Source organism: Enterobacter sp. BIDMC 27 (genome assembly GCF_000534415.1).
GTDB classification, from domain to species: Bacteria; Pseudomonadota; Gammaproteobacteria; order Enterobacterales; family Enterobacteriaceae; genus Enterobacter; species Enterobacter hormaechei_C.
The window spans coordinates 2,418,779-2,440,777 of the sequence record NZ_KI973178.1 but is presented as its reverse complement, the minus strand read 5'-3'; the positions used below and the strand labels follow the sequence as shown (position 1 = coordinate 2,440,777).

Here is a 21,999-nt window from a genome sequence, read left to right as displayed (position 1 = left end):
TAAATCAATAACCCTCCACTTAGTATAAGAAAGCACTTTTCTCCGTTGTGGCACAGGCATAACCTTAAACATGTATATCAAATATAACTTTAACAGGTGTGATTATGTTTTGTGTGCAATGTGAACAAACCATCCGTACCCCAGCAGGCAACGGCTGCTCTTACGCGCAGGGTATGTGCGGCAAAACCGCAGAAACGTCCGATCTCCAGGATCTGCTGATTGCGGCGCTGCAAGGCTTGTCCGCCTGGGCCTTCAAAGCCCGTGAATATGGCATTGTTGATCACTATGTCGACAGCTTTGCGCCGCGCGCATTTTTCTCCACGCTGACCAACGTTAACTTCGATTCTCCACGCATTGTGGGCTATGCCCGCGAAGCGATTGCCCTGCGTGAAGCCCTGAAAGCGCAGTGCCTGAATGCCGACGCCAGCGCCCGCGTGGACAACCCGATGGCGGAGCTACAGCTGGTGAGCGACGACCTGGGCGAGCTACAGCGTCAGGCCGCAGAATTTACTCCCAATAAAGACAAAGCGGCGATTGGCGAAAACATCCTCGGCCTGCGCCTGCTGTGCCTGTACGGTCTGAAAGGTGCTGCGGCCTATATGGAACACGCGCACGTACTCGGCCAGTACGACAACGCTATTTACGCCCAGTACCACAAAATCATGGCCTGGCTGGGCACCTGGCCTTCCGATATGAACGCCCTGCTGGAATGCTCGATGGAAATCGGCCAGATGAACTTCAAAGTGATGAGCATTCTGGATGCCGGTGAAACCAGCACCTACGGCCACCCAACGCCAACGCAGGTCAACGTCAAAGCGACCGAAGGCAAATGCATCCTGATCTCCGGTCATGACCTGAAAGATCTCTACAACCTGCTGAAGCAGACCGAAGGCACCGGCGTTAACGTTTATACCCACGGCGAAATGCTGCCCGCGCACGGCTACCCGGAGCTGCGTAAATTTAAGCATCTGATCGGTAACTACGGCAGCGGCTGGCAGAACCAGCAGGTGGAGTTTGCCCGCTTCCCTGGCCCAATCGTCATGACCTCTAACTGCATCATCGACCCGACCGTCGGCGCGTATGACGACCGTATCTGGACCCGCAGCATCGTCGGCTGGCCGGGCGTGAGCCACCTTGAAGGCGACGATTTCGGTCCGGTTATCGCTCAGGCGCAGCAGATGGCAGGCTTCCCGTACAGCGAAATTCCGCACCTCATCACCGTCGGTTTTGGTCGTGAAACCCTGCTGGGTGCGGCGGATTCCCTGATTGACCTCGTCAGCCGTGAAAAACTGCGTCACATCTTCCTGATCGGCGGCTGTGACGGCGCGCGCGGGGAACGTAACTACTTCACCGATTTCGCCACCCGCGTACCGGAAGACTGTCTGATCCTGACCCTGGCCTGCGGTAAGTACCGTTTCAACAAGCTGGACTTCGGCAACATCGAAGGTCTGCCGCGCCTGGTGGATGCGGGTCAGTGTAACGATGCATATTCAGCCATCATTCTGGCGGTCACGTTGGCAGAGAAACTGGGCTGCGGCGTGAACGATCTGCCGCTGTCGCTGGTGCTCTCCTGGTTCGAGCAGAAAGCGATCGTTATCCTGTTGACCCTGCTCTCTCTCGGCGTGACCAACATCGTCACCGGGCCGACCGCGCCAGGCTTCCTGACGCCGGACCTGCTGGCCATCCTGAACGAGAAATTTGGTCTGCGTTCTGTGACCAACGTTGAAGATGATATGAAGCAACTGCTGAGCGCGTAAGGAGTAACTCATGACCATGCCAACCTCACAATGTCCGTGGCGGATGCAGGTTCATCACATCCATCAGGAGACGCCGGATGTGTGGACGCTGTCGCTGCTGTGCCATGACTATTATCCGTACCGCGCGGGCCAGTATGCGCTGGTGAGCGTGCGTAATTCGGCGGATACTCTGCGCGCCTACACGATCTCCTCCACGCCGGGCGTGAGCGAGTACATTACGCTCACCGTTCGTCGTATTGATGACGGCGCAGGATCCGAGTGGCTGACCCGGGACGTGAAGCGCGGGGATTACATCTGGCTGTCTGACGCGCAGGGCGAGTTTACCTGTGACGACAAGACGGAAGATAAATTCCTGCTGCTGGCGGCGGGTTGTGGCGTGACGCCGATTATGTCGATGCGTCGCTGGCTGGCGAAATACCGACCTCAGGCCGACGTGCAGGTGATTTTCAGCGTTCGTTCCCCGGAAGATGTGATTTTTGCCGAAGAATGGCGCAACTATCCGGTGACGCTGGTGGCCGAGCACAACGCGACGCACGGTTTTGTCGCGGGGCGCCTGAGCCGCGAGCTGCTGCAAAGCGTGCCGGATATTGCGAACCGCATCGTGATGACCTGCGGCCCGGCGACGTACATGGAGATCGTGGAGAAAGAAGTGAAAGCGCTCGGCGTGACCCGCTTCTTCAAAGAGCAGTTCTTCACGCCTGTAGCTGAAGCGGCGACCAGCGGGATGAAGTTCACGAAGCTGCAACCGGCGCAGACCTTCTTTGGCCGCGTGGGCACCACGCTGCTTGAAGCGCTGGAAAGCAACAACGTACCGGTGGCAGCGGCCTGTCGCGCCGGGGTGTGCGGTTGCTGTAAGACCAAAGTGGTTTCCGGTGAGTACACGGTCACCAGCACCATGACGCTGACCGACGCGGAAATCGCGGAGGGCTATGTGCTGGCATGTTCGTGCCATCCGCAGGGCGATCTTGTCCTCGCATAATCTGTCGTGGTTCACCTGTAGGCCCGGTAAGCATCAGCGCCACCGGGCTTTTTTGTCCGTGCAGGCCAGCTCATTTGCCTTTGTAACTCCTGTAGGCCCGGTAAGCGTCAGCGCCACCGGGCTTTTTGCCGGGCGGCACTACGTTTACCCGGCCTACATTGTGCCTACTGCCTGTACGGCAGCCCGTTATTTTTTTTGACTTTGCCAGGCGCGTCGCGCAGAAAAACCACCTGTACTTAAGGAATACTGAGCAGGCAATACAGCGACTTTCTTCTAAGCTTGTAAGCGATATCACATAAAGGAGACGGACAACCATGAAACAAACTGTGGCTGCATACATAGCGAAAACCCTTGAGCAGGCTGGCGTAAAGCGTATCTGGGGCGTCACTGGCGATTCTCTGAACGGACTCAGCGATAGCCTTAACAAGATGAAAACTATTGAGTGGATGCCCACCCGCCATGAAGAAGTCGCCGCCTTTGCCGCCGGTGCCGAAGCGCAGCTTACGGGTGAACTCGCCGTCTGTGCAGGTTCCTGCGGACCGGGAAACCTGCACCTCATCAACGGTCTGTTCGACTGTCACCGCAACCATGTTCCGGTGCTGGCGATTGCGGCTCACATTCCATCATCTGAAATCGGTAGCGGCTATTTTCAGGAGACGCATCCGCAGGAGCTGTTCCGTGAATGCAGCCACTATTGCGAGCTGGTCTCATCGCCGGAGCAGATCCCACAGGTGCTGGCGATAGCCATGCGTAAGGCGATCCTGAATCGCGGGGTTTCGGTGGTTGTGCTGCCGGGGGACGTGGCGCTGAAGGCCGCACCTGAAACCGCCACCACCCACTGGTACTCTGCGCCCCAGCCAACCATTACCCCTGCCGAAGAAGAGCTGAAAAAGCTGGCACAGCTGCTGCGATACTCCAGCAATATCGCCCTGATGTGCGGCAGCGGCTGCGCCGGCGCGCATAAAGAGCTGGTGGAATTTGCCGGCAAGCTGAAGGCGCCAGTTGTGCACGCCCTGCGCGGGAAAGAGCACGTTGAATACGATAACCCGTACGATGTCGGCATGACCGGGCTGATCGGTTTTTCCAGCGGCTTCCACACCATGATGAACGCCGACACGCTGATCCTGCTCGGCACCCAGTTCCCGTACCGCGCGTTCTACCCGACGGATGCCAAAATTATCCAGATCGACATTAATCCCGGCAGCATCGGCGCGCACAGCAAGGTGGATATGGCGCTTATCGGCGATATCAAATCCACTCTCGCCGCCCTGCTGCCGCTGCTGGAAGAAAAAACGGACCGCAAATTCCTCGATAAAGCCCTGAGCGATTATCGCGATGCGCGCAAGGGGCTGGACGATCTCGCCAAACCGAGCGAAAAAGCGATCCACCCGCAGTATCTGGCGCAGCAGATCAGCCACTTCGCCGACGACGATGCCATCTTCACCTGCGACGTAGGAACGCCCACCGTCTGGGCCGCGCGCTATCTGAAAATGAACGGCAAACGTCGCCTGCTTGGGTCGTTCAACCATGGCTCAATGGCCAACGCTATGCCGCAGGCGCTGGGCGCAAAGGCGACGGCACCGGAACGTCAGGTGGTGGCGATGTGCGGCGACGGCGGGTTCAGCATGCTGATGGGGGATTTCCTGTCGGTGGCGCAGATGAAGCTTCCGCTAAAAATCGTGGTCTTTAACAACAGCGTGCTGGGCTTCGTGGCGATGGAGATGAAGGCCGGAGGCTACCTCACGGACGGCACCGAACTGCACGACACCAACTTCGCCCGCATCGCCGAAGCCTGCGGTATCACCGGTATTCGGGTGGAGAAAGCCTCAGAGGTGGACGACGCCCTGCAACGCGCCTTCACCATCGACGGCCCGGTGCTGGTGGATGTGGTGGTCGCCAAAGAAGAGCTGGCGATCCCGCCTCAAATCAAGCTGGAACAGGCCAAAGGTTTTAGCCTCTACATGCTGCGCGCCATCATCAGCGGGCGCGGTGACGAAGTGATCGAACTGGCAAAAACCAACTGGCTCAGGTAAAACATTTCACAAGACCTCTTAAATTAAAGGGATGTGAAATGATTGATTTACGTAGTGATACCGTTACCCGTCCGGGCCGCGCCATGCTCGAAGAGATGATGGCTGCCCCGGTCGGGGACGACGTCTACGGCGATGACCCGACGGTCAACGAACTCCAGCGCTATGCGGCAGAGCTGAGCGGTAAAGAGGCTGCCCTGTTCCTGCCCACCGGCACGCAGGCTAACCTGGTGGCGCTGCTCAGCCACTGCGAGCGCGGCGAGGAGTATATCGTCGGCCAGGGGGCGCATAACTACCTGTACGAAGCCGGCGGTGCGGCGGTGCTTGGCAGCATCCAGCCGCAGCCGATCGATGCCGCACCGGACGGTACGCTGCCGCTGGACAAGGTCGCGGCGAAAATCAAAGCCGATGATATTCACTTCGCCCGCACTAAACTGCTGAGCCTTGAAAACACCCATAACGGTAAAGTCCTGCCGCGCGAATACCTGAAAGCGGCATGGGACTTTACCCGCGAGCGTAAGCTCGGCCTGCACGTTGACGGCGCACGTATCTTCAACGCCGTGGTGGAGTACGGCTGCGAGCTGAAAGCGATCACCCAATATTGCGACTCGTTCACCATTTGCCTCTCTAAAGGGCTGGGTACGCCGGTAGGTTCCCTGCTGGTTGGCAGCGCGGACTACATCAGGCGCGCCAACCGCTGGCGCAAAATGACCGGCGGCGGGATGCGTCAGGCGGGTATTCTGGCGGCTGCCGGACTGTACGCCCTGAAAAATAACGTGTCACGCCTGAAAGACGATCACGACAATGCGGCGTGGATGGCAGCGCAGCTGCGTGAAATCGGCGCTGATGTCATGCGTCACGACACTAACATGCTGTTTGTCCGCGTCGGCGATGAGCATGCTGCCGCGCTGGGCGACTTTATGAAAGCCCGAGGCGTGCTGATTAACGCCTCCCCGGTCGTACGGCTGGTGATGCACCTTGACGTTAACCGCGAGCAGCTGACCGAGGTGGTGAAACACTGGCAGGCTTTTTTACAGCGTTAAGGAGCATACCGTGCCGCAACGTATTCTGGTGCTCGGCGCCAGCGGGTATATCGGTCAGCATCTGACCACTGCGTTAAGCCAGCAGGGGCACCAGGTGCTGGCAGCGGCACGCAACACGGAACGCCTGCAAAAGCTAAATTTGCCTGGCGTGACGTGTCACAACGTTGACCTTAGCTGGCCGAAAGCGCTTCCTGCGCTACTGGAAGGGGTCGATACGCTTTACTACCTTGTCCACAGCATGGGCGAAGGCGGCGATTTTATCGCCCACGAGCGTCAGGTGGCGATGAACGTTCGTGATGCGCTGCTGCAAACGCCGGTGAAGCAGGTGATTTTTTTAAGCTCGCTCCAGGCGCCTGAGCACGAGCAGTCGGACCATCTACGCGCCCGACAGCTGACGGCAGAAACGCTGCGGAGCGCCCGTATCCCCGTTACCGAACTGCGGGCAGGGATCATCGTCGGCGCGGGTTCCGCCGCGTTCGAAGTGATGCGCGATATGGTCTACAACCTGCCCGTGCTGACGCCGCCGCGCTGGGTACGCTCGCGCACCACGCCCATTGCGCTGGAGAATTTACTCCATTATCTGGTGGCATTGCTGGATCACCCGGCGGAGCAGCATCGCGTGCTGGAGGCGGCAGGCCCGGAAGTGCTGAGCTATCAGGCGCAGTTCGAACATTTTATGCGGGTGAGTGGCCGCCACCGCTGGCTGATCCCCATCCCCTTCCCGACCCGCTGGATATCGGTGTGGTTTTTGAATGTGATCACCTCCGTGCCGCCGACGACCGCCAAAGCGCTTATCCAGGGGTTGAAGCACGATCTGCTGGCGGACGATCGCGCGCTGCGCGCCTTAATTCCCCAGGAACTCATCCGCTTTGACGACGCGGTGCGCAACACGCTGAAAGAGGAAGAGAAGCTGGTGAACTCCAGCGACTGGGGTTATGACGCGCAGGCGTTTGCCCGCTGGCGGCCCGAGTACGGCTATTATCCGAAACAGGCGGGCTGTACGGTAAAAACCACGGCCAGCCTGGCAGCGCTGTGGGAAGTTGTGAACCAGATCGGCGGCAAAGAGCGCTATTTCTTCGGCAATATTCTGTGGCAAACGCGCGGCGCGCTGGATCTGCTGGTCGGTCACCGGCTGGCAAAAGGCCGCCCTGCCCATCCCTGGCTGAAGGTGGGCGATACCGTCGACAGCTGGAAAGTGATTATTGTTGAGCCGGAAAAACAGCTGGCGCTGCTGTTTGGCATGAAGGCGCCGGGGCTGGGGCGGCTCTGCTTCACCCTCAAGGACAACGGCGACCATCGTGAACTGGACGTTCGGGCATGGTGGCATCCGCACGGAATGCCGGGTCTGTTTTACTGGTTGCTGATGATCCCGGCACACCTGTTTATCTTCCGCGGAATGGCGAAACGGATTGCGCAACTGGCAGAAGAAAAGCGGGAAAATAACTAAATAAAACTCTTAATCTTTCACCTTTCCCATTGCAACACATCGTAATTCACGAAAGAATGCGCACGAAATTCTTTTCAACACAGTGGATTGTTATGAAGGTACTGGTTACCGGGGCGACCAGCGGCTTAGGCCGAAATGCGGTCGAGTTTCTGCGCAACAAAGGCATCAGCGTGAGGGCCACCGGTCGCAATGAGGCGATGGGTAAGCTCCTGCAAAAAATGGGCGCTGAATTTGTCCATGCCGATCTGACGGAACTGGTCTCCTCTCAGGCCAAGGTGATGCTCGCCGGTATCGATACGCTGTGGCACTGCTCCAGTTTTACCTCTCCGTGGGGTACCCAGGAAGCCTTTGATCTCGCCAACGTGCGCGCCACGCGTCGTCTGGGCGAATGGGCCGTCGCCTGGGGCGTGCGTAACTTTATTCATATCTCCTCCCCGTCGCTCTATTTCGACTATCACCACCATCGTGATATTCAGGAAGATTTCCGCCCGGCGCGCTTCGCCTGCGAGTTTGCCCGCAGTAAAGCGGCGGGCGAAGAGGTGATCGACCTGCTGGCCCAGTCAAACCCGCACACCCGCTTTACCGTGCTGCGTCCGCAGAGCCTGTTTGGGCCGCACGACAAAGTCTTTATCCCGCGACTGGCCCAGATGATGCACCACTACGGCAGCGTGCTGTTACCGCGCGGCGGCGATGCGCTGGTGGACATGACCTATTACGAAAATGCCGTTCACGCCATGTGGCTGGCGAGCCAGCCGGAATGCGATAAGCTGGTGTCGGGCCGCGCGTACAACATCACCAACGGCGAACCCTGTACCCTGCGCAGCATTGTGCAAAGGCTGATTGACGAGTTAAAAATCGACTGCCGGATCCGTTCTGTTCCTTACCCGATGCTGGACATGATTGCCCGCAGCATGGAGCGCTTTGGCAGTAAATCGGCGAAAGAGCCTGCGCTGACGCATTACGGTGTATCGAAGCTCAACTTTGATTTTACGCTGGATATTTCGCGGGCGGAGAACGAGCTGGGATATAAACCGATTGTATCGCTGGATGAAGGGATAGTGCGTACGGCGGCGTGGTTACGGGATCACGGGAAGTTGCACCGGTAAGCGTTCCAGCCTCATGTAGGCCGGGTAAGCGCAGCGCCACCCGGCAAAAAACAGAGAGTGCGGACTGATGCCTTCACCCCGGCCCTCTCCCACAGGGAGAGGGTGCAGACACTAAAACGGCAACCCTGGGGGTTGCCGTTTGCTGTTTATAATGCCGTCCAGGCTTCAGCCCATGCCAGACCTGCGCCAGGTTCATAGTACGTCGGCGCATTGTTACACCAGCCGCTGTACGGGAACGGTTTGCACTGGAACAGTTTACCGTGGTTGTTCACGATATCACCGGCGTTGTACTTGCTGTTCGCGCTCCATGCCGGGTAAGACGTATCTTCTCCGGATGGCGTTGCCGCTTTCGCTTTCACGTTCAGCAGGTAAGACGTGGTGCTGCTCAGTTCGCCATCGCTGACGGTCAGGCTCACTTCATACTGCTGCGCCGTCGCAGACTCTGGCGCTGTAAAGGTCACAACCGCTTTGTCCTGACCGGTAACAGTCTGACCATCCTGGGAACGCCAGGTATACGTCAGCGTGTTACCATCTGGATCGGTAGAGCCTTCGGCGCTCAGAGAAACCTGCGCACCCGCTTCCACTGCACCGATCGGACCGGCAATCTGCGCAACCGGCGCGTGGTTCACCACAACCGGCGTTTCATCCGGCGCTGGGGTTGGTGCCGGCGTTTCATCGTCGGATGGCGTCGGTGTTGGCGTGACCGGCGTTTCGTCCGGGGTCTCGGAAGAACCCTCGTCGTTAACAATTTTCACGTTAAAGAAGTGCTGCACGCACTTGCTGTAGTCACCGTCTTTAAATGCGCTGAACGGGGTCTGGTAACCCACCAGCTGGCAAGAGTAGGTTTTGCCGTCCGGAGTATCCGCGCTCCATCCCCAGTCCTGTTCCCAGTAAATCTTCAGGGCGCCTGCGCCACCTTCGTCGAACTGCTTCATGTTAGCGCAACCCAACACTTCGTTCGCCGGAACAGGCACTTTCAGGTAGTTCGCGAACTCTTTGTAATACTTGATACGGTTTTGAGACTGCGCAATTTCAGTCGGGCCGCCGCACTCAACGCCGCCGTTGATGATTTGGGTGGTCACACCAAAGCCCGGAACCAGACCGTTGGCTTTATCGTGATCGTTCGGCTGCCATGTACCGTCGATCACCTGCAACATGCTTGGTTTTGGCGGCTGCGGATAGGCGAAGAAGAAGATCGCACTCGCCAGGTTCAGCCAGGTGTCCGCCACCAGCTCAGGTTTGTCGAGCAGCGTACGCACGTCGCCGTACATCGCTTCAGAGAATGGACCGTAGTTGTAATTGTAGGACAACTGTTTCGCACCACGACCGAAGTAGCTCAGGAAATCGCCGTCTTTATCTTTACCGCAAGGCCAGGTCTGCCCCTGCCAGACGTCCGGGTTACATTCGCCGTTATAACCGCCCTTCTGCCCTTCGCTCCAGCCCATTTCACGTACGTGGACCAGCGCCTGACGCCATTCGGCTTCCGGACGCCAGCTTTCGTGGCCGCCGGTCTCTTGGGCAAAGTGGGCAAACATGGTGGCCAGCTCTTTGCGGCAGATGGCGTCGCTGTCACGACCGTCATTGTAGGTCTTACACAGCGCCGGGAATTTACCCACGGCTTTCAGGAAGTTGCTGTAGGTATAGGCCTGCGCGCGCAGCGGGAAGAGATATTCCCAGTCGCTGGCTTTCACAATCCCTTCAACGCGTTTAACGTTGTCCGGGTTCGCCGCCCGGCCTGGCTCAATCAGTTCAACCTGCGCGTTATCCAGCGTCTGGATGGTCTCTTTAACCGAAGCCATCAGCGGGAAGTCCGTCAGTTCCTTCTCTTTCTTCGCCAGATCGCTGGCTTTGATGGTGTACGGCTCACTGCTGGTCTCCTTCAGGTTAGCAGCCTGAGCCATGAGTGGCGCCACGCAGGCTCCCGCAATGAGTACACTCAGTAACGTCCTTTTGTTCATTTCAGTTTTCCTGTTCGTTTAAAATTAAATGTTAAAATCCCGGCTTAGGTATTACTCCGTTAATACATAAACCACATTCAGCTGTTTTCACTTTTCGAAGAACACCTTCAGGAATTCTTCAAAAATAAAAAACGTTAATAACGTGCTGCTAATTTCAGTTGCTGATATTTGGCCCAGACCTTATGGGCATATTTCATCCTCTGCGGATAATTTTCTTTTTTCAGTCCGGCGTTATACGCGCCAACGGCTTCCCAGTTATAGCCATACACCCTGATCATCCCGGCAAGGATAGAAGCCCCGACCATGATCGAGGTACACGGCTCCGTGATTAACCGGTATTCGTCGATTCCTCTGCTTTCCAGCGCTGTAAAATGCGAACTGTTGATTTGCATCAGCCCGACATCCCGCGTGCCATCGCGGTTTTGCCCAACCGCATACGGGTTCATTCCGGATTCCACATTCGCTATCGCGTACAGTAAATAAGGGTCGACATGATAATAATGCGCCGCTTTATTCCAACAGTTTGCCAGAGCGCTTTGGCTTATTATCAATAACAACAAAATCAACTTTTTCATTTTTACCTGCTGACAGTTTCGGTTATTTCTCCTTACCAACATCCTGTAAAATGAATTTTGAATCACTCCCCCTCTAAAAGGGGGAGTCATTAATGGGTTAGATTATTTGCAGTCTGTTGATGCGCCTTCTTTTACCCATACGTCGCTGTTGGCTGGATTATCACCACGGGTCCACCATTTCGCACGGTAAACGTTTCCTTCATAGGTGGTGGTGTCGCCGCCGTTGTAGACCAGGTCAGAACGCCAGTTCATCTTCACGTTGCTTACCAGCTCCCATGCATCCACACCGAAGCCAGGCTGATTGCCCTGAGTCCAGTACTTCGCTTTCCACACCAGATGGTCGAAGCTTACGGTATCGCCACCGTTGTAGATTTTGCTGGATTCCCACGCCGCATATTTGCTGGCGTTAGCATCCACAGGTGCATCGCAGCTCCCTTTGTCAGACGGTGGAGTCACATCATCAGCCGGAGGGGTAACGTCATCCGCCGGGTTATCGTCTTCGTCAGCAGGTACCGGTGCAGGCGCCGCTTTCGGATTCACGGTAACCTGGACGTTAGACTGCACGCTGGTCTTACCGTCGCTCACCACCACGCTCAGGGTGTAGGTAGACGTCGAGCTCACTTCCGGCGCCGTGATGTTCACGTTCGCGGAGTCAGTCCCGGTAGCGTGCATATCTGCTGGTACACTCCAGGCGTAGGTCAGCGTATCACCGTCTGGATCCGCAGCCTGGGCATGCAGCGCATAGGTTTCACCTGATTCAAGCGTGATCGCTTCCATTGGGTTTAAAACCGGTGCCTGGTTAGCTTTCGGCGCCTTGTTCACCACCTGGACATCAATCGCGTTGCTCAGGCCTTTTGCATCGGTCACCGTCAGGCGGAACACCATGGTCTGGTCGGACGTCGCGGCGGCAACGTTAAAGGTCGCTTTCGCTTTGGTGCTGTTGGTGATGGTGACCGACGGACCAGAGACCTGAGTCCATTTGTAGGTAATCGCATCGCCATCAGGATCGCTGGATGCAGAGCCATCGAGCGTGACGGTTGCCGGGCCAGACACGTTCTGATCGGCAGAGGACGCAATTGGCGCGTGGTTGGTGACCACCGGATCAACCGGAGTCGAGTCGCCGCCCAGCAGGCTTTCGTTCATCGCATTCAGAATGTCGCCGGTATCAGAGTCGATAGACCACGCGAACAGACCGCCCAGTTTATTGGCCAGAACATACTTGCCTTTCGCCGTGGTTGAACGCGCATCTTCATACGTGATCAGGTCGCCGGTGGATTTGTTGAAGATGTAAGGGGCTTCAGCGGTCGTGTCGTAGCCGTATTCCCAGCCTGGTTTGCCTTTGTATTCGTTCACGATCTGACGATAGTCAACCACGCCCGGTTCCCAGGTGCCTTTCACCATGCCGGTTGCCGTACCGGTGAATGGATTGTTACCGGTGTAGCCATGCACGCCGGTCCAGCCGCGGCCATACATTCCCGCACCCACCACGATCTTGCCTGGCTGTACGCCCTGGGAAAGCAGCGCGTTAACGCCATTTTCAGTGGTGTAGTCAGTGTCCGGACGCCATGCTGGCGCGCGCAGCGCCGCCTGGTGGCCGAGAACGGTGTTGCTCCAGCCGCCGTAGAAGTCATAGCTCATCAGGAAGATGTGGTCGAGGTACTGCTGAGCGGCAGTGTAATCCACGTCTTCGATCTTATCGCGGCCTGCACCGATGGCGCTGGTCAGTTCATAGGTACGGCCCGTCTGTGCAGACAGCTCGTTCAGCATGGTGCGCAGGTCATGCATCAGCGCGGTATAGGTCGCTTTATCCTGCTGCGGATTGCCCAGGTTTTCGCTCACACCGCCGCCGCCAGGGAATTCCCAGTCGATATCCACGCCGTCAAAGAATTTCCAGGTCTGGAGGAACTCTTTCACAGAAGAGACAAAGCGTGCGCGGATAGCCGGGTCACCCATGTGGAAGAAGGGATCGGAGAGCGTCCAGCCGCCGATAGATGGCAGCACTTTCAGGTCCGGATGCGCTTTTTTCAGCGCCATCAGCTGGCCAAAGTTACCTTTATACGGGTCGTCCCAGCCGGAGACGCCAGCCTGTGGTTTTTGCAGCGCAGCCCATGGGTCGTGGATCGCCACGGTATAGTCAGGTCGGCCCTTACAGTCGTTCTGGAGCACGCGGAAGCTGTTGCCGCCTTCAATGGTTTTCAGGCCGTCGTTGATGCCGTCACCGCCACAGATTGGAATGAAGCCGTAAAGAATGTGGTTGAGGTTTGCCGCAGGGATCTTATCAACCGGGAAGTTACGGTCATAAACGCCCCACTCCGGGAAGTAGGCCGCAACCACTTTATCGGTATGCTTCGCAAACGCTTTGTTATTCTCTTTGAGAGACGTATTCAGCGGCAGCAGGTGGCTACCGTCGGTGTCTGCCACAATAATCAGCTTGCTGGCGCTTTTCGCACAGCCGCTGGCGTTACAGACTTCAACCTGTTCCTGATAACGCCCGCCTTTTTTCACTTTAAACGTTGCAGAGCCCGTCGCGCCGGCTGCGCCGGTCCATACGGTTTGTCCGTCCAGCAGAACTTTCGCTGAAGTTGGCGCATCACCACTCCAGACGTTCCACTCAACTTTTACATCCACGCCATCGTTATGCACTTTGACAAGATTGTTATAATCCTGGGCTGCCTGATCCACTTCCACCAGGGCAAATTTGTCATTGCCATAGCCGATCGTCGGTGCCCCTGGCGCTGCTGCAAATGCGGAGCTGGTTGCCGCCGCAATAAAGAGCGCCAGATATTTTGGCTTCATAAATTTCATTTTTATTTCCTGATAAATTTATTCGTAACGTAATAACCCATGTCTTCCGTGAGATCATGGATGCGTTTCGCGTAATGCGTATTTAACCAACGTGAGTGCCGTGAACAAAAAATTGTTGCTGCGTTGTATTCCTCCATTAAAAGATACAAGCTGAAATTCCGTGTAGCTTATATCTCTTACGATACACTGAGCGTAAAGGGTCGTCCTTCCCTTCCTCCATCAAAAAGATTTATAAAAAATCTTGACCTGTATATTTAAAATGTGAAAGCAAATTGCTGGCTCATAAACACCACTATTCCAGCAAAGGCGAGATAAGGACCAAAAGAAATAGTGAGGTTATTTTTATTTAAATTATTTACGGCGAAATAACCGACAATACCGCTTAACGCTGCCGCCAGTTCAATGGAGGGCAACACCTGCCAGCCGCACCAGGCGCCCAGCGCCGCCAGTAGCTTAAAATCCCCGTAACCCAGACCTTCTCGTCCCGTGATCAGACGAAAAGCCCAGTAGAGCAGCCAGAGCGACAGATAGCCCGCCACCGCGCCGAACAGCGCATCGCGTAGCGGCAACGTGTGGTCAAACGCATGGAGCACTAACCCCGCCCACAGCAGCGGCTGGGTCAGGCAGTCCGGAAGCAGCTGATGCTGCCAGTCGATCATGGCCAGCGGCAGTAAAAAAGCCGCCAGTAACCACAAAGAGAACAGCGCCTGAACGTCCGGCATGCACCAGGCCGTGATGCCAAAAAACAAGGCGGAGATCAGTTCGACCAGAAAGAGTCGCAGCGGGATCGCGCTGCCGCACTGGTGGCAGCGTCCCCGTAATAACAGCCAGCTGAGCAGCGGGATGTTTTCCCACGCGGCAAGTGCGTGCTGGCACACCGGACAGTTCGAGGCCGGAAAGAGCAGATTGCCACTCCCCTCCTCATCCATCACCATCCCCGGTACGCGTTCGGCGACAACGCCAAGAAAACTGCCCACAATGCCGCCCAGGATCGCACTCATTATCGGGAACCCTACCGGAAAGGCGTCCCGCATCAGCGAAAAGGTATTCATGCGTTTTTTGACCAGGTGAGCTGCACCTGCGCTTTCACGTCGCTGAGGTGGTCCACCGGCGTGAGGTTTATTTTTTGCAGTCTCACGCCGGAGGTCTGATTAATTTCACGCAGCCAGCTTCTTAATTCATACACATTCACCCGATTCAACACGAACGATAAAGTTTGCCCCTCCTGGCGCATATCCGTCAGTGAAAGGTTAATTTCATGGGCGCTGTTCTCGACCACCGTACGCGGATTATTCGTTTTGACTATCTGGACCTGAAGATGATTTTTATCAATTTCACTGCGCATCCAGTTAAGGGTTTCTTTTTGTCTTTTAAGCGTCGACTTACTATTTTGAATCATATTATCCAGGGGGATCACTCCCGTGTAATACACCACTGCCCCCACAATGGCAACGGCACATATTTTTAAAATAATTTTTTCCCGGGTGCTATAATTCTGATAGCGTGACTTCAGCTGCGCGATTCGCTCTTTCATTTATGTTTCCCTGCGATCATGGCGGTATACGGTTCGGTTGTTGAAACAGGCTGTAAGGTAAAATCAAAATTCTCACTGGTCTGGTTAACAAACGCCTGCAACGCGGGCTGGTTTTGCGCGCTGACGCTCAGCGTCAGGGTGTTTTGCTGCGCATCGTATTCCAGCAGCTCGATCTCCATCGCAGGGACTGACTGCCGGGCGTTCTCCAGCTCATCAAGCTGAAGAAAGAATCCCTTGCTCTGTTTTTTCAGGCTTTGACCAAAGTGATATTTGATATTGGTCTGCTGGCGCATGCTGGGGAAATGGTGCTGATAAACCTGGACGATCTCCTCCTGCACCCGATTTTCCTGCTGCACCAGCATCCAGGCCATTGCAATGCGTGGCCCCAGCAGCAGAGCAACAGACAGCACACCCGCCGCCACCATCGCGGCTTTCATACTTTTCGCCGCCCGCCCATTACCGGCCTTAAGGCTGAATTCACCGTGAAGCAGGTTAACGCGGCAGGTTTGCCACTGCGGCTGAATCAGTGCCAGCGGATGCTGCCAGGCATGCTGCACGTCAACGTGCACCTTCGCAGGCGCATCGCCGTAACACCACACTTCCCCGACCCCGGCTTTCTGCATTAACAGCGGCAGCAGGGTTGCCTCCATTTCACCCGCCACATGGGGCGATAAACGCAGCCAGTAGCTATCATCCTGTGCGACCAGCGTGCTGCCCCCTGTCGTCACGGGCAGCAGCCAGGCATCAGGCAGGGCCTGAATCACGTTTAATCCGGCCTCCTGACAGCGGGTTAATGCCGCGCGCAGGCGGTCGGCGTCAATGGCCACGGCGTCGACGTCGGCGCCTTTTTTGTGGAGTACCGTCCAGTGGAGGTTGTCCACGTCGCCAATCAGCGTCTCTTCCGCCATCCACGAGAAGGCCATCGCCTGAGAAGCCACCTTTTTCGGCAGCGTAAAATGGCGGAAAATCATGTCGCTGGCGGGCAACAGGAGACAAACGCGCGTAGCCAGGGGGTGTTCGGCCAGCATCTCCAGGCTGTCGACCACCTCAACGCGCTCGCTGCCGGACTCACACCACATTATTTTCCCGCCCTCGCGGCTGTCGGGACGAACAAAAAGTACCTGTTTCATAACGTTCTACTTTTCTTATTCAATCATTCGGTAACGACGCTGCCACGTCACGATCTCACCGGCTTCGTTATTCACCTGAAGCTGGCTGACCACGCGAAGCGTTAATTCATCGGTATTGCCGGTGTAATTCACGCGGAAGTACCGGCTGTTTATAGAAAATTGATCCGCCACCTGCGGGAGATCGTCTTTTAACTGCGGGAAGGCCTGCTCCAGCGCTTTGCTGAACGCTTCCATATTTTCCCAGCCCGATTCCGGACGCGCATCCAACAGGCGAACGGCGTCATCCCGCGTCAGTTTTCCCGGGAACATGGCCGCCAGCACGGCGGCCTGTTCCGGTTGCAGAGTGTTGACATCGACCTTGCTGACAGTGTCCGGCAGCGCGCATAGCAGCTTGCTCACCTTCGGATACGCCGTAACAGGGAACGCCGGCAGCAGTTTGATTTCTGCGATGCTGCGCATCATCTGATTTGCCGGTTGCCGCGCGGGCACGACGCCAGCCCACGCATCGCTTTCGGCCCCCTCCTTCGCCGTGGTGCTGTCACCATCGAGATAATCCACCAGCTGGAAATAGACCGCCTCCGCCGTGCCCGGGCTGAGGCCGCTTTCCGTCAGGAGTTGTTCAACAATCCGCTCTTTACGCGATTTTTCCGCCACCCCGGGAGCGCTTTGCCCCTGGGGTGCGATGTCGGCGGTCAACAGGTTATTGACGTTAAAGCAGTCCTGCGCATCTTCCACCTGGCTCACGACCGTATAGTCCTCACCCTGCGTCTCCAGCGGCTGATGCCAGTCGCCGTCCAGGGCCAGCGGCTTGCTCTCGCCGCTGGCGTCGGTCTGTAACCGGTCCTTCACCACTTTTTCCTGGGTTTGCATCGCCCAGCGCAGCTGCTGCTGGCTTACCTGATAATGCGTTTTCTGCAAATTACGGCAGAACTGCTGGCTGATTTTGGCGGCCAGCGCCGACATCATCACCAGCAAAATCAGCACCACCAGCAGGGCGACGCCCTGTTGTTGACGGATCCGTTTCATGGTCTGGTCTCCGGCGAAGGCGCTGGCGCTGCGGCAGCGGCCACCTCCGGCATATCACCCGGTGTAGTGAACACCCAGCGCCAGGTATCCCCGTTTTCCATCGTCAACGTAACCTCCACGCCGTCCGGCAGATGGGCGGCGTCGTGCCAGGCGGTCAGCCAGCCCTGACGATAAAACCGCCACTGCAATGATTTTACGCCGCTGACAATCGGCACCTCGTCAGGCTTAACGTCCGCCGGGCCGTCAATGACCGGCCAGACGTCGCGATGCAAACGCCCCTCTTCCAGCCGCCAGCGCACGCGCTCCAGCTGGACCGTTCCGCTCACGCCATTCAGGGTGGTCAGTTCAAGAGCATCGCCCTCCTGACGAAACAGCTCCGGCTCATTACGCGGGGCGCGCGCCTGAAGCTGGAAAAAATCACGCTCCATCAGACTCCAGGCGCGCTGAAGCTGGTTGAGCTTTGCGGCGCTGGCATCGGTGGCCGAGCTGGTACGCATCGCGCCGTCCAGAATTTGCCAGGCCAGGGTGCTGATCACCGCGAAGATAGTCAGCGCAATCATGATCTCCAGCAGGGTAAATCCGCGCTGGCGTCGCGTTTTCTTCACTTGCTCTCTCCCGGCGGAATGATGCGCAGGGAGATAACCGGCTGGCTCTCATCGCTTTCCGCATACACGCGTAGGGTATTCGCCCAGACGTTGTCGGCGGTTTTCACCCGCTGCTTACGCCAGTTCCAGCTGCGCCCGCCCATGATTTCCGTCCCCTGCTGTTCAGCATCCGGGAAGTCGGTTCGGGTGAGCTGTGCTTCCGCCAGCTGATTTTCCGCCACCCAACTGGCCTGCAAGGTATCGGCCAGGCCATGGGTAAAACGCACGTTCAGGGAGACCGAGTTCATCAGTGCCAGCGCGGCGGTGGAGAAAATCACCAGAGCGACCATCACCTCCAGCAGCGTCATCCCCTTTTGCTTTTTGTTGCCGTTAGCCATCGTTTTCTACCGATACCGGCGCCGCACCGTGCGACACCACGCGGAAATGGTGCTGTTTGTCGTAACTTTGCAGCGTCAGCGTAAAGCGGCTGATTTCACCGTCCGGTAAAAAGATCACCTGCGGCTCGGAGGTCACCGTCGCGTCCAGACGCTGCGGCGAAAGCGACACATGCATCTCTTCCGGAAAATCACCTTTGGTGTTAATGCGTCCGGCAGATAATGGCATCCAGTGCCGCTCGCCATTTTTATCGGCGATCGTCACCAGCTGATATTTATCGGTGGCGATCACCAGCCCGACAATATTTCCGTCCATCACCGCACGGTCTGAACCATAATCAACGAGCGCTTTTAATTGCTGGCCAAATATATCCGCGCCGCTGCGCGAAGGAATGGTGGACACCACCATCATGGCGCAGCTGGCAAATATCACCAGCGCCAGAATAATTTCCAGCAACGTAAAGCCGCGTTGATTTTTCATTATTTCTCTTTCTTATCCAGAGACCAGTTTGTAATGTCATCGGCGGTATTGGCTTCGCCGTCCGGACCGGCTGAGAAGACGTCCACCGCGCCGTGTTCACCCGGGCTCACCAGAAGATAATCATTGCCCCAGGGGTCCTGCGGCAGGCGACGGATATAGCCGTCCGTGCGGTAGCCGTTCGGGATTGGCGCGATTTCAGGTTTGGTCACCAGCGCCTGCAAACCCTGCTCTGTGGTCGGGTAGCGGTGGTTATCCAGCTTGTACATATCCAGCGAGCCTTCGAGCGCGACAATATCGCTGGTTGCTTTTTGCGTATCGGCTTTTTCCTTATTGCCCATTAAATTTGGCACCACCATACTCGCCAGTACGCCGAGAATAACAATGACCACCATTAATTCGAGCAATGTAAAGCCCGCCTGGCGAGCCAGGTTTTTACGTTTTAAAGCCATGATTTAACCTACCATATTATTAAGTTGCAGAAGCGGTTGTAATATTGACAGAACGATGAATAAAACAATCGTCGCCATGGATACCACCAGCGCCGGTTCAAAGACCGACAGCGTTAATGTAATTCGATGTTGTAAGGCCGATTCCTGATTTTCCGCCGCGCGATCCATTAAATTACCTAATTCCCCGCTCTCTTCACCGGAGGCAATCATATACAGCATGGTGGGCGGGAATAATTTCGCCTGTTCCAGCGCCGCATACAGCGACGCCCCCTGGCGCACGGTGTCGGCGGCCTGCTCCAGCACCTGCCGGGCATAGCGGTTTTCAATACCGTCCATCGCGATATACATTCCCTCCAGCAGCGGCACGCTACTGGCCTGCAAAATGCTCAGGGTACGGATATAGCGGGCACTGTTGATGGCGCAGACCAGCTTTTTAATCGGCGAGCCGTTCACCAGCCAGCTGTGCCAGCGAAAACGGTTTTTGGCATTCCTCAGCCAGGTTTTGAAGCCGATAAAGCCGCCCCCCAGAATGCCCACAATATAAATGCCCCAGGCTTGCAGGAAATCACTGACCGCAATCAGCGTCCGGGTGGTGATCGGCAGCTGCTGCTTCATGTGGGTAAACTGCTCGATCACCTGCGGCACCACCGCCACCAGCAGGATGCTGATGACCGCGATGGCGACCACGGTGAGGGTTATCGGGTAGACCATTGCCTGCGTCAGCTTGCTTTTCATCTTCTGGCGCTGCTCGTTGTACTCCGCCAGCTTTTCCAGCACGTCGCCCAGGTGACCGGTTTTCTCCCCGGCCATCACCAGCGTGCAGTAAAGCTTGTCGAAGGTGCGCGGAAACTGGCTGAAGGCATCGAACAGGGTGTGGCCTTCCACCACCTTCTCGCGGATCTCCACCACCATCGCCGCCAGCTTTTTGTCTTCCGTCTGCTTCGAGATCGCTTTCAGCGCGCTCTCCAGCGGCAGCGCGGCGTTGACCAGCGTCGAAAGCTGACGGGTAAACATCGACAGCACCGGAGTGGAGAGCTTCACCCCGGTTTTCGCTTTCCCGCCAGCCGCCGTTTCGCGGGTTTCGGTGATGCTGACGGGCATCAGCTTTTGCTCGCGAAGCCACTGGCGAACCTGCTTCTGCCCCTCGGCCTGTAACGTCCCGCGCTGTGTTTTCCCCGCGGCATCCGTTGCCGTCCAGGCGTAGAAAGCCATTACGCATCCCCTCCACGTTCGGCGGTGACGCGCATGACCTCTTCCAGAGACGTCACGCCGCCGATCACCTTCAGCAGCCCGTTTTCACGCAGGCTGTAGGCATGCTTAAAAAGCTGCGTTTCGAGGGACATTTCGTCCTTATCTTCATGGATGGCGCGGCGCATGGCGCTGTCCACCACCAGGAATTCATGGATACCGGCGCGGCCCTGATAGCCGCTCTGACGGCAGTGTTCGCACCCCACCGCGCGGTAAATCGCGTCTGGCGGCGCGGCCATAAAGCTGAACAGCGCTTTTTCATTGGCGTCCAGCGGACTGGTGGTCCGGCAGTGCGTACACAGCCGACGCACCAGACGCTGGGCAATGACACCGAGCAGCGATGAACCGATTAAGAAGGACTCCAGCCCCATATCCCGCAGACGGGTTATCGCCCCTGCGGCACTGTTGGTGTGTAGCGTCGACATCACCAGGTGACCGGTCAGCGACGCCTGCACCGCAATCTGGGCGGTCTCACCGTCGCGAATTTCCCCGATCATCACCACGTCCGGGTCCTGACGCAGAATGGCGCGCAGCCCGCGGGCAAAGGTCATGTCCACGCGCGGGTTAACCTGCGTCTGCCCCACCCCTTCCAGCTCGTACTCAATCGGATCTTCCACGGTCAGAATGTTGCGTTCGTGGCCGTTCAGCGCCGAAAGAATGGCGTACAGCGTGGTACTTTTACCGGAACCCGTCGGGCCGGTAACGAGGATGATCCCGTGCGGGCGGTCGATCAGCCCTTTCAGCTTCTCCAGCTCTTCATCAATCAGCCCCAGCTTGTTGATGTCGGGCTTGAGATTGCTTTTATCGAGCAGGCGCATCACCACGCGCTCGCCGTACTGGGACGGAATGGTCGAGACGCGCACGTCGATAGCCTTGCGACCGATGCGCAGGGAGATACGGCCATCCTGCGGGAGGCGTTTCTCGGCGATGTCGAGTTTCGACATCACCTTGATACGCGACACCAGCAGCGGGGCGAGCTTACGCGCCGGTTGCAGCACCGGGCGCAGCACGCCGTCAACGCGAAAGCGTATGTTCAGGGTGCGCTCGAAGGTTTCGATATGAATATCCGACGCGCCGTCCTTCACCGCCTCGCCGAGAATGGCGTTGATCAGGCGGATCACCGGCGAGTTTTCGTCGTTATCGAGCAGATCTTCGTTATCCGGGATCTCCTCGGTTAACGCCATCAGATCGATATCCGCGTCCATGTCGTCCACCAGCTGCTGCGACACGCCGCTGCTCTGCTGCCAGATTTTGGCCAGCATCTCGTCAAACGCTTCCGGCGCCAGGGTAACCGGGACAAACGCGCGTCCCAGCACCCGGCGCACCTCCAGCAGCGCTAACGCCGGGGTGTCCTCACGGATATAGACGTCATTGTTGTAAAGCAGAACGCCGTTTTCTTTTGCGTAGTTGCTGCTACACAGGGTTTTAGTCAGTTCGTCCACGTTTCCCCCC

At 57.0% G+C, this 21,999-nt stretch carries 19 protein-coding genes; 6 read left to right on the top strand and 13 right to left on the bottom strand.

Annotation, left to right across the window (positions count from 1 at the left end; all coding sequences use genetic code 11):
- Nucleotides 1-104: 104 nt before the first annotated feature.
- The 6 genes from hcp (at nt 105) to L463_RS11160 (ending at nt 8,362) form a co-directional block, all read left to right on the top strand.
- Nucleotides 105-1,757, top strand: a complete 1,653-nt coding sequence (gene hcp / locus L463_RS11135) for a hydroxylamine reductase (RefSeq protein WP_017384847.1) — start codon at nt 105-107, stop codon at nt 1,755-1,757.
- Nucleotides 1,758-1,767: 10 nt separating this feature from the next.
- Nucleotides 1,768-2,736 carry an NADH oxidoreductase gene (hcr, locus tag L463_RS11140; RefSeq protein ID WP_023296209.1) on the top strand — a complete coding sequence of 323 codons (969 nt, stop codon included), beginning with the start codon at nt 1,768-1,770 and terminating at the stop codon, nt 2,734-2,736.
- Between the two features lie 314 nt (nt 2,737-3,050).
- Nucleotides 3,051-4,769, top strand: a complete 1,719-nt coding sequence (poxB, locus tag L463_RS11145) for a ubiquinone-dependent pyruvate dehydrogenase (protein ID WP_017384850.1) — start codon at nt 3,051-3,053, stop codon at nt 4,767-4,769.
- Between the two features lie 38 nt (nt 4,770-4,807).
- Nucleotides 4,808-5,809 (top strand): low-specificity L-threonine aldolase, encoded by a 1,002-nt coding sequence (gene ltaE / locus L463_RS11150; RefSeq protein WP_015570991.1) that lies wholly within the window; start codon nt 4,808-4,810, stop codon nt 5,807-5,809.
- A gap of 10 nt (nt 5,810-5,819) precedes the next feature.
- Entirely contained in the window at nt 5,820-7,256 is a 1,437-nt protein-coding gene (locus L463_RS11155) for an SDR family oxidoreductase (protein ID WP_032103409.1), read from the top strand.
- A gap of 92 nt (nt 7,257-7,348) precedes the next feature.
- Nucleotides 7,349-8,362: an NAD-dependent epimerase/dehydratase family protein gene (locus L463_RS11160; RefSeq protein ID WP_017384852.1), complete on the top strand. Its 1,014-nt coding sequence runs from the start codon at nt 7,349-7,351 to the stop codon at nt 8,360-8,362.
- A 146-nt stretch (nt 8,363-8,508) separates the two neighbouring features.
- On the opposite strand, the gene L463_RS11165 is transcribed toward L463_RS11160, so the two are convergent.
- From L463_RS11165 to gspE, 13 genes are all read right to left on the bottom strand, one after another.
- On the bottom strand, nt 8,509-10,320 hold the full coding sequence (locus L463_RS11165) for a glycoside hydrolase family 19 protein (protein ID WP_032103410.1): 1,812 nt from the start codon (nt 10,318-10,320) through the stop codon (nt 8,509-8,511).
- 134 nt (nt 10,321-10,454) lie between these two features.
- Nucleotides 10,455-10,895 carry a type III secretion system invasion protein IagB gene (iagB, locus tag L463_RS11170; protein ID WP_017384854.1) on the bottom strand — a complete coding sequence of 147 codons (441 nt, stop codon included), beginning with the start codon at nt 10,893-10,895 and terminating at the stop codon, nt 10,455-10,457.
- A gap of 102 nt (nt 10,896-10,997) precedes the next feature.
- Complete coding sequence (locus L463_RS11175; RefSeq protein WP_032103412.1) at nt 10,998-13,700, bottom strand: glycosyl hydrolase family 18 protein; 2,703 nt, start codon at nt 13,698-13,700, stop codon at nt 10,998-11,000.
- A gap of 254 nt (nt 13,701-13,954) precedes the next feature.
- Complete coding sequence (locus tag L463_RS11180) at nt 13,955-14,752, bottom strand: prepilin peptidase (RefSeq protein ID WP_023303380.1); 798 nt, start codon at nt 14,750-14,752, stop codon at nt 13,955-13,957.
- Nucleotides 14,749-15,234 carry a type II secretion system protein GspM gene (gene gspM, locus L463_RS11185; RefSeq protein ID WP_017384857.1) on the bottom strand — a complete coding sequence of 162 codons (486 nt, stop codon included), beginning with the start codon at nt 15,232-15,234 and terminating at the stop codon, nt 14,749-14,751. The genes L463_RS11180 and gspM overlap by 4 nt, the downstream gene beginning before the upstream one ends.
- Nucleotides 15,231-16,364, bottom strand: coding sequence for a type II secretion system protein GspL (gspL, locus tag L463_RS11190; RefSeq protein ID WP_032103415.1), 1,134 nt, complete (start codon nt 16,362-16,364; stop codon nt 15,231-15,233). Before gspL ends, gspM begins: the two co-directional genes overlap by 4 nt.
- Before the next feature lie 15 nt (nt 16,365-16,379).
- Nucleotides 16,380-17,390 carry a type II secretion system minor pseudopilin GspK gene (gene gspK, locus L463_RS11195; RefSeq protein WP_032103417.1) on the bottom strand — a complete coding sequence of 337 codons (1,011 nt, stop codon included), beginning with the start codon at nt 17,388-17,390 and terminating at the stop codon, nt 16,380-16,382.
- Nucleotides 17,387-17,995 (bottom strand): type II secretion system minor pseudopilin GspJ, encoded by a 609-nt coding sequence (gene gspJ / locus L463_RS11200; RefSeq protein WP_032103418.1) that lies wholly within the window; start codon nt 17,993-17,995, stop codon nt 17,387-17,389. Before gspJ ends, gspK begins: the two co-directional genes overlap by 4 nt.
- On the bottom strand, nt 17,992-18,372 hold the full coding sequence (gspI, locus tag L463_RS11205; protein WP_015571001.1) for a type II secretion system minor pseudopilin GspI: 381 nt from the start codon (nt 18,370-18,372) through the stop codon (nt 17,992-17,994). The genes gspJ and gspI overlap by 4 nt, the downstream gene beginning before the upstream one ends.
- Nucleotides 18,365-18,850, bottom strand: a complete 486-nt coding sequence (gene gspH / locus L463_RS11210) for a type II secretion system minor pseudopilin GspH (RefSeq protein ID WP_032103420.1) — start codon at nt 18,848-18,850, stop codon at nt 18,365-18,367. Before gspH ends, gspI begins: the two co-directional genes overlap by 8 nt.
- On the bottom strand, nt 18,850-19,299 hold the full coding sequence (gene gspG / locus L463_RS11215) for a type II secretion system major pseudopilin GspG (protein WP_003858352.1): 450 nt from the start codon (nt 19,297-19,299) through the stop codon (nt 18,850-18,852). The genes gspH and gspG overlap by 1 nt, the downstream gene beginning before the upstream one ends.
- Before the next feature lie 3 nt (nt 19,300-19,302).
- Nucleotides 19,303-20,511, bottom strand: a complete 1,209-nt coding sequence (gspF, locus tag L463_RS11220) for a type II secretion system inner membrane protein GspF (protein ID WP_017384864.1) — start codon at nt 20,509-20,511, stop codon at nt 19,303-19,305.
- Nucleotides 20,511-21,989, bottom strand: a complete 1,479-nt coding sequence (gspE, locus tag L463_RS11225; RefSeq protein ID WP_032103422.1) for a type II secretion system ATPase GspE — start codon at nt 21,987-21,989, stop codon at nt 20,511-20,513. The genes gspF and gspE overlap by 1 nt, the downstream gene beginning before the upstream one ends.
- Nucleotides 21,990-21,999: the final 10 nt, after the last annotated feature.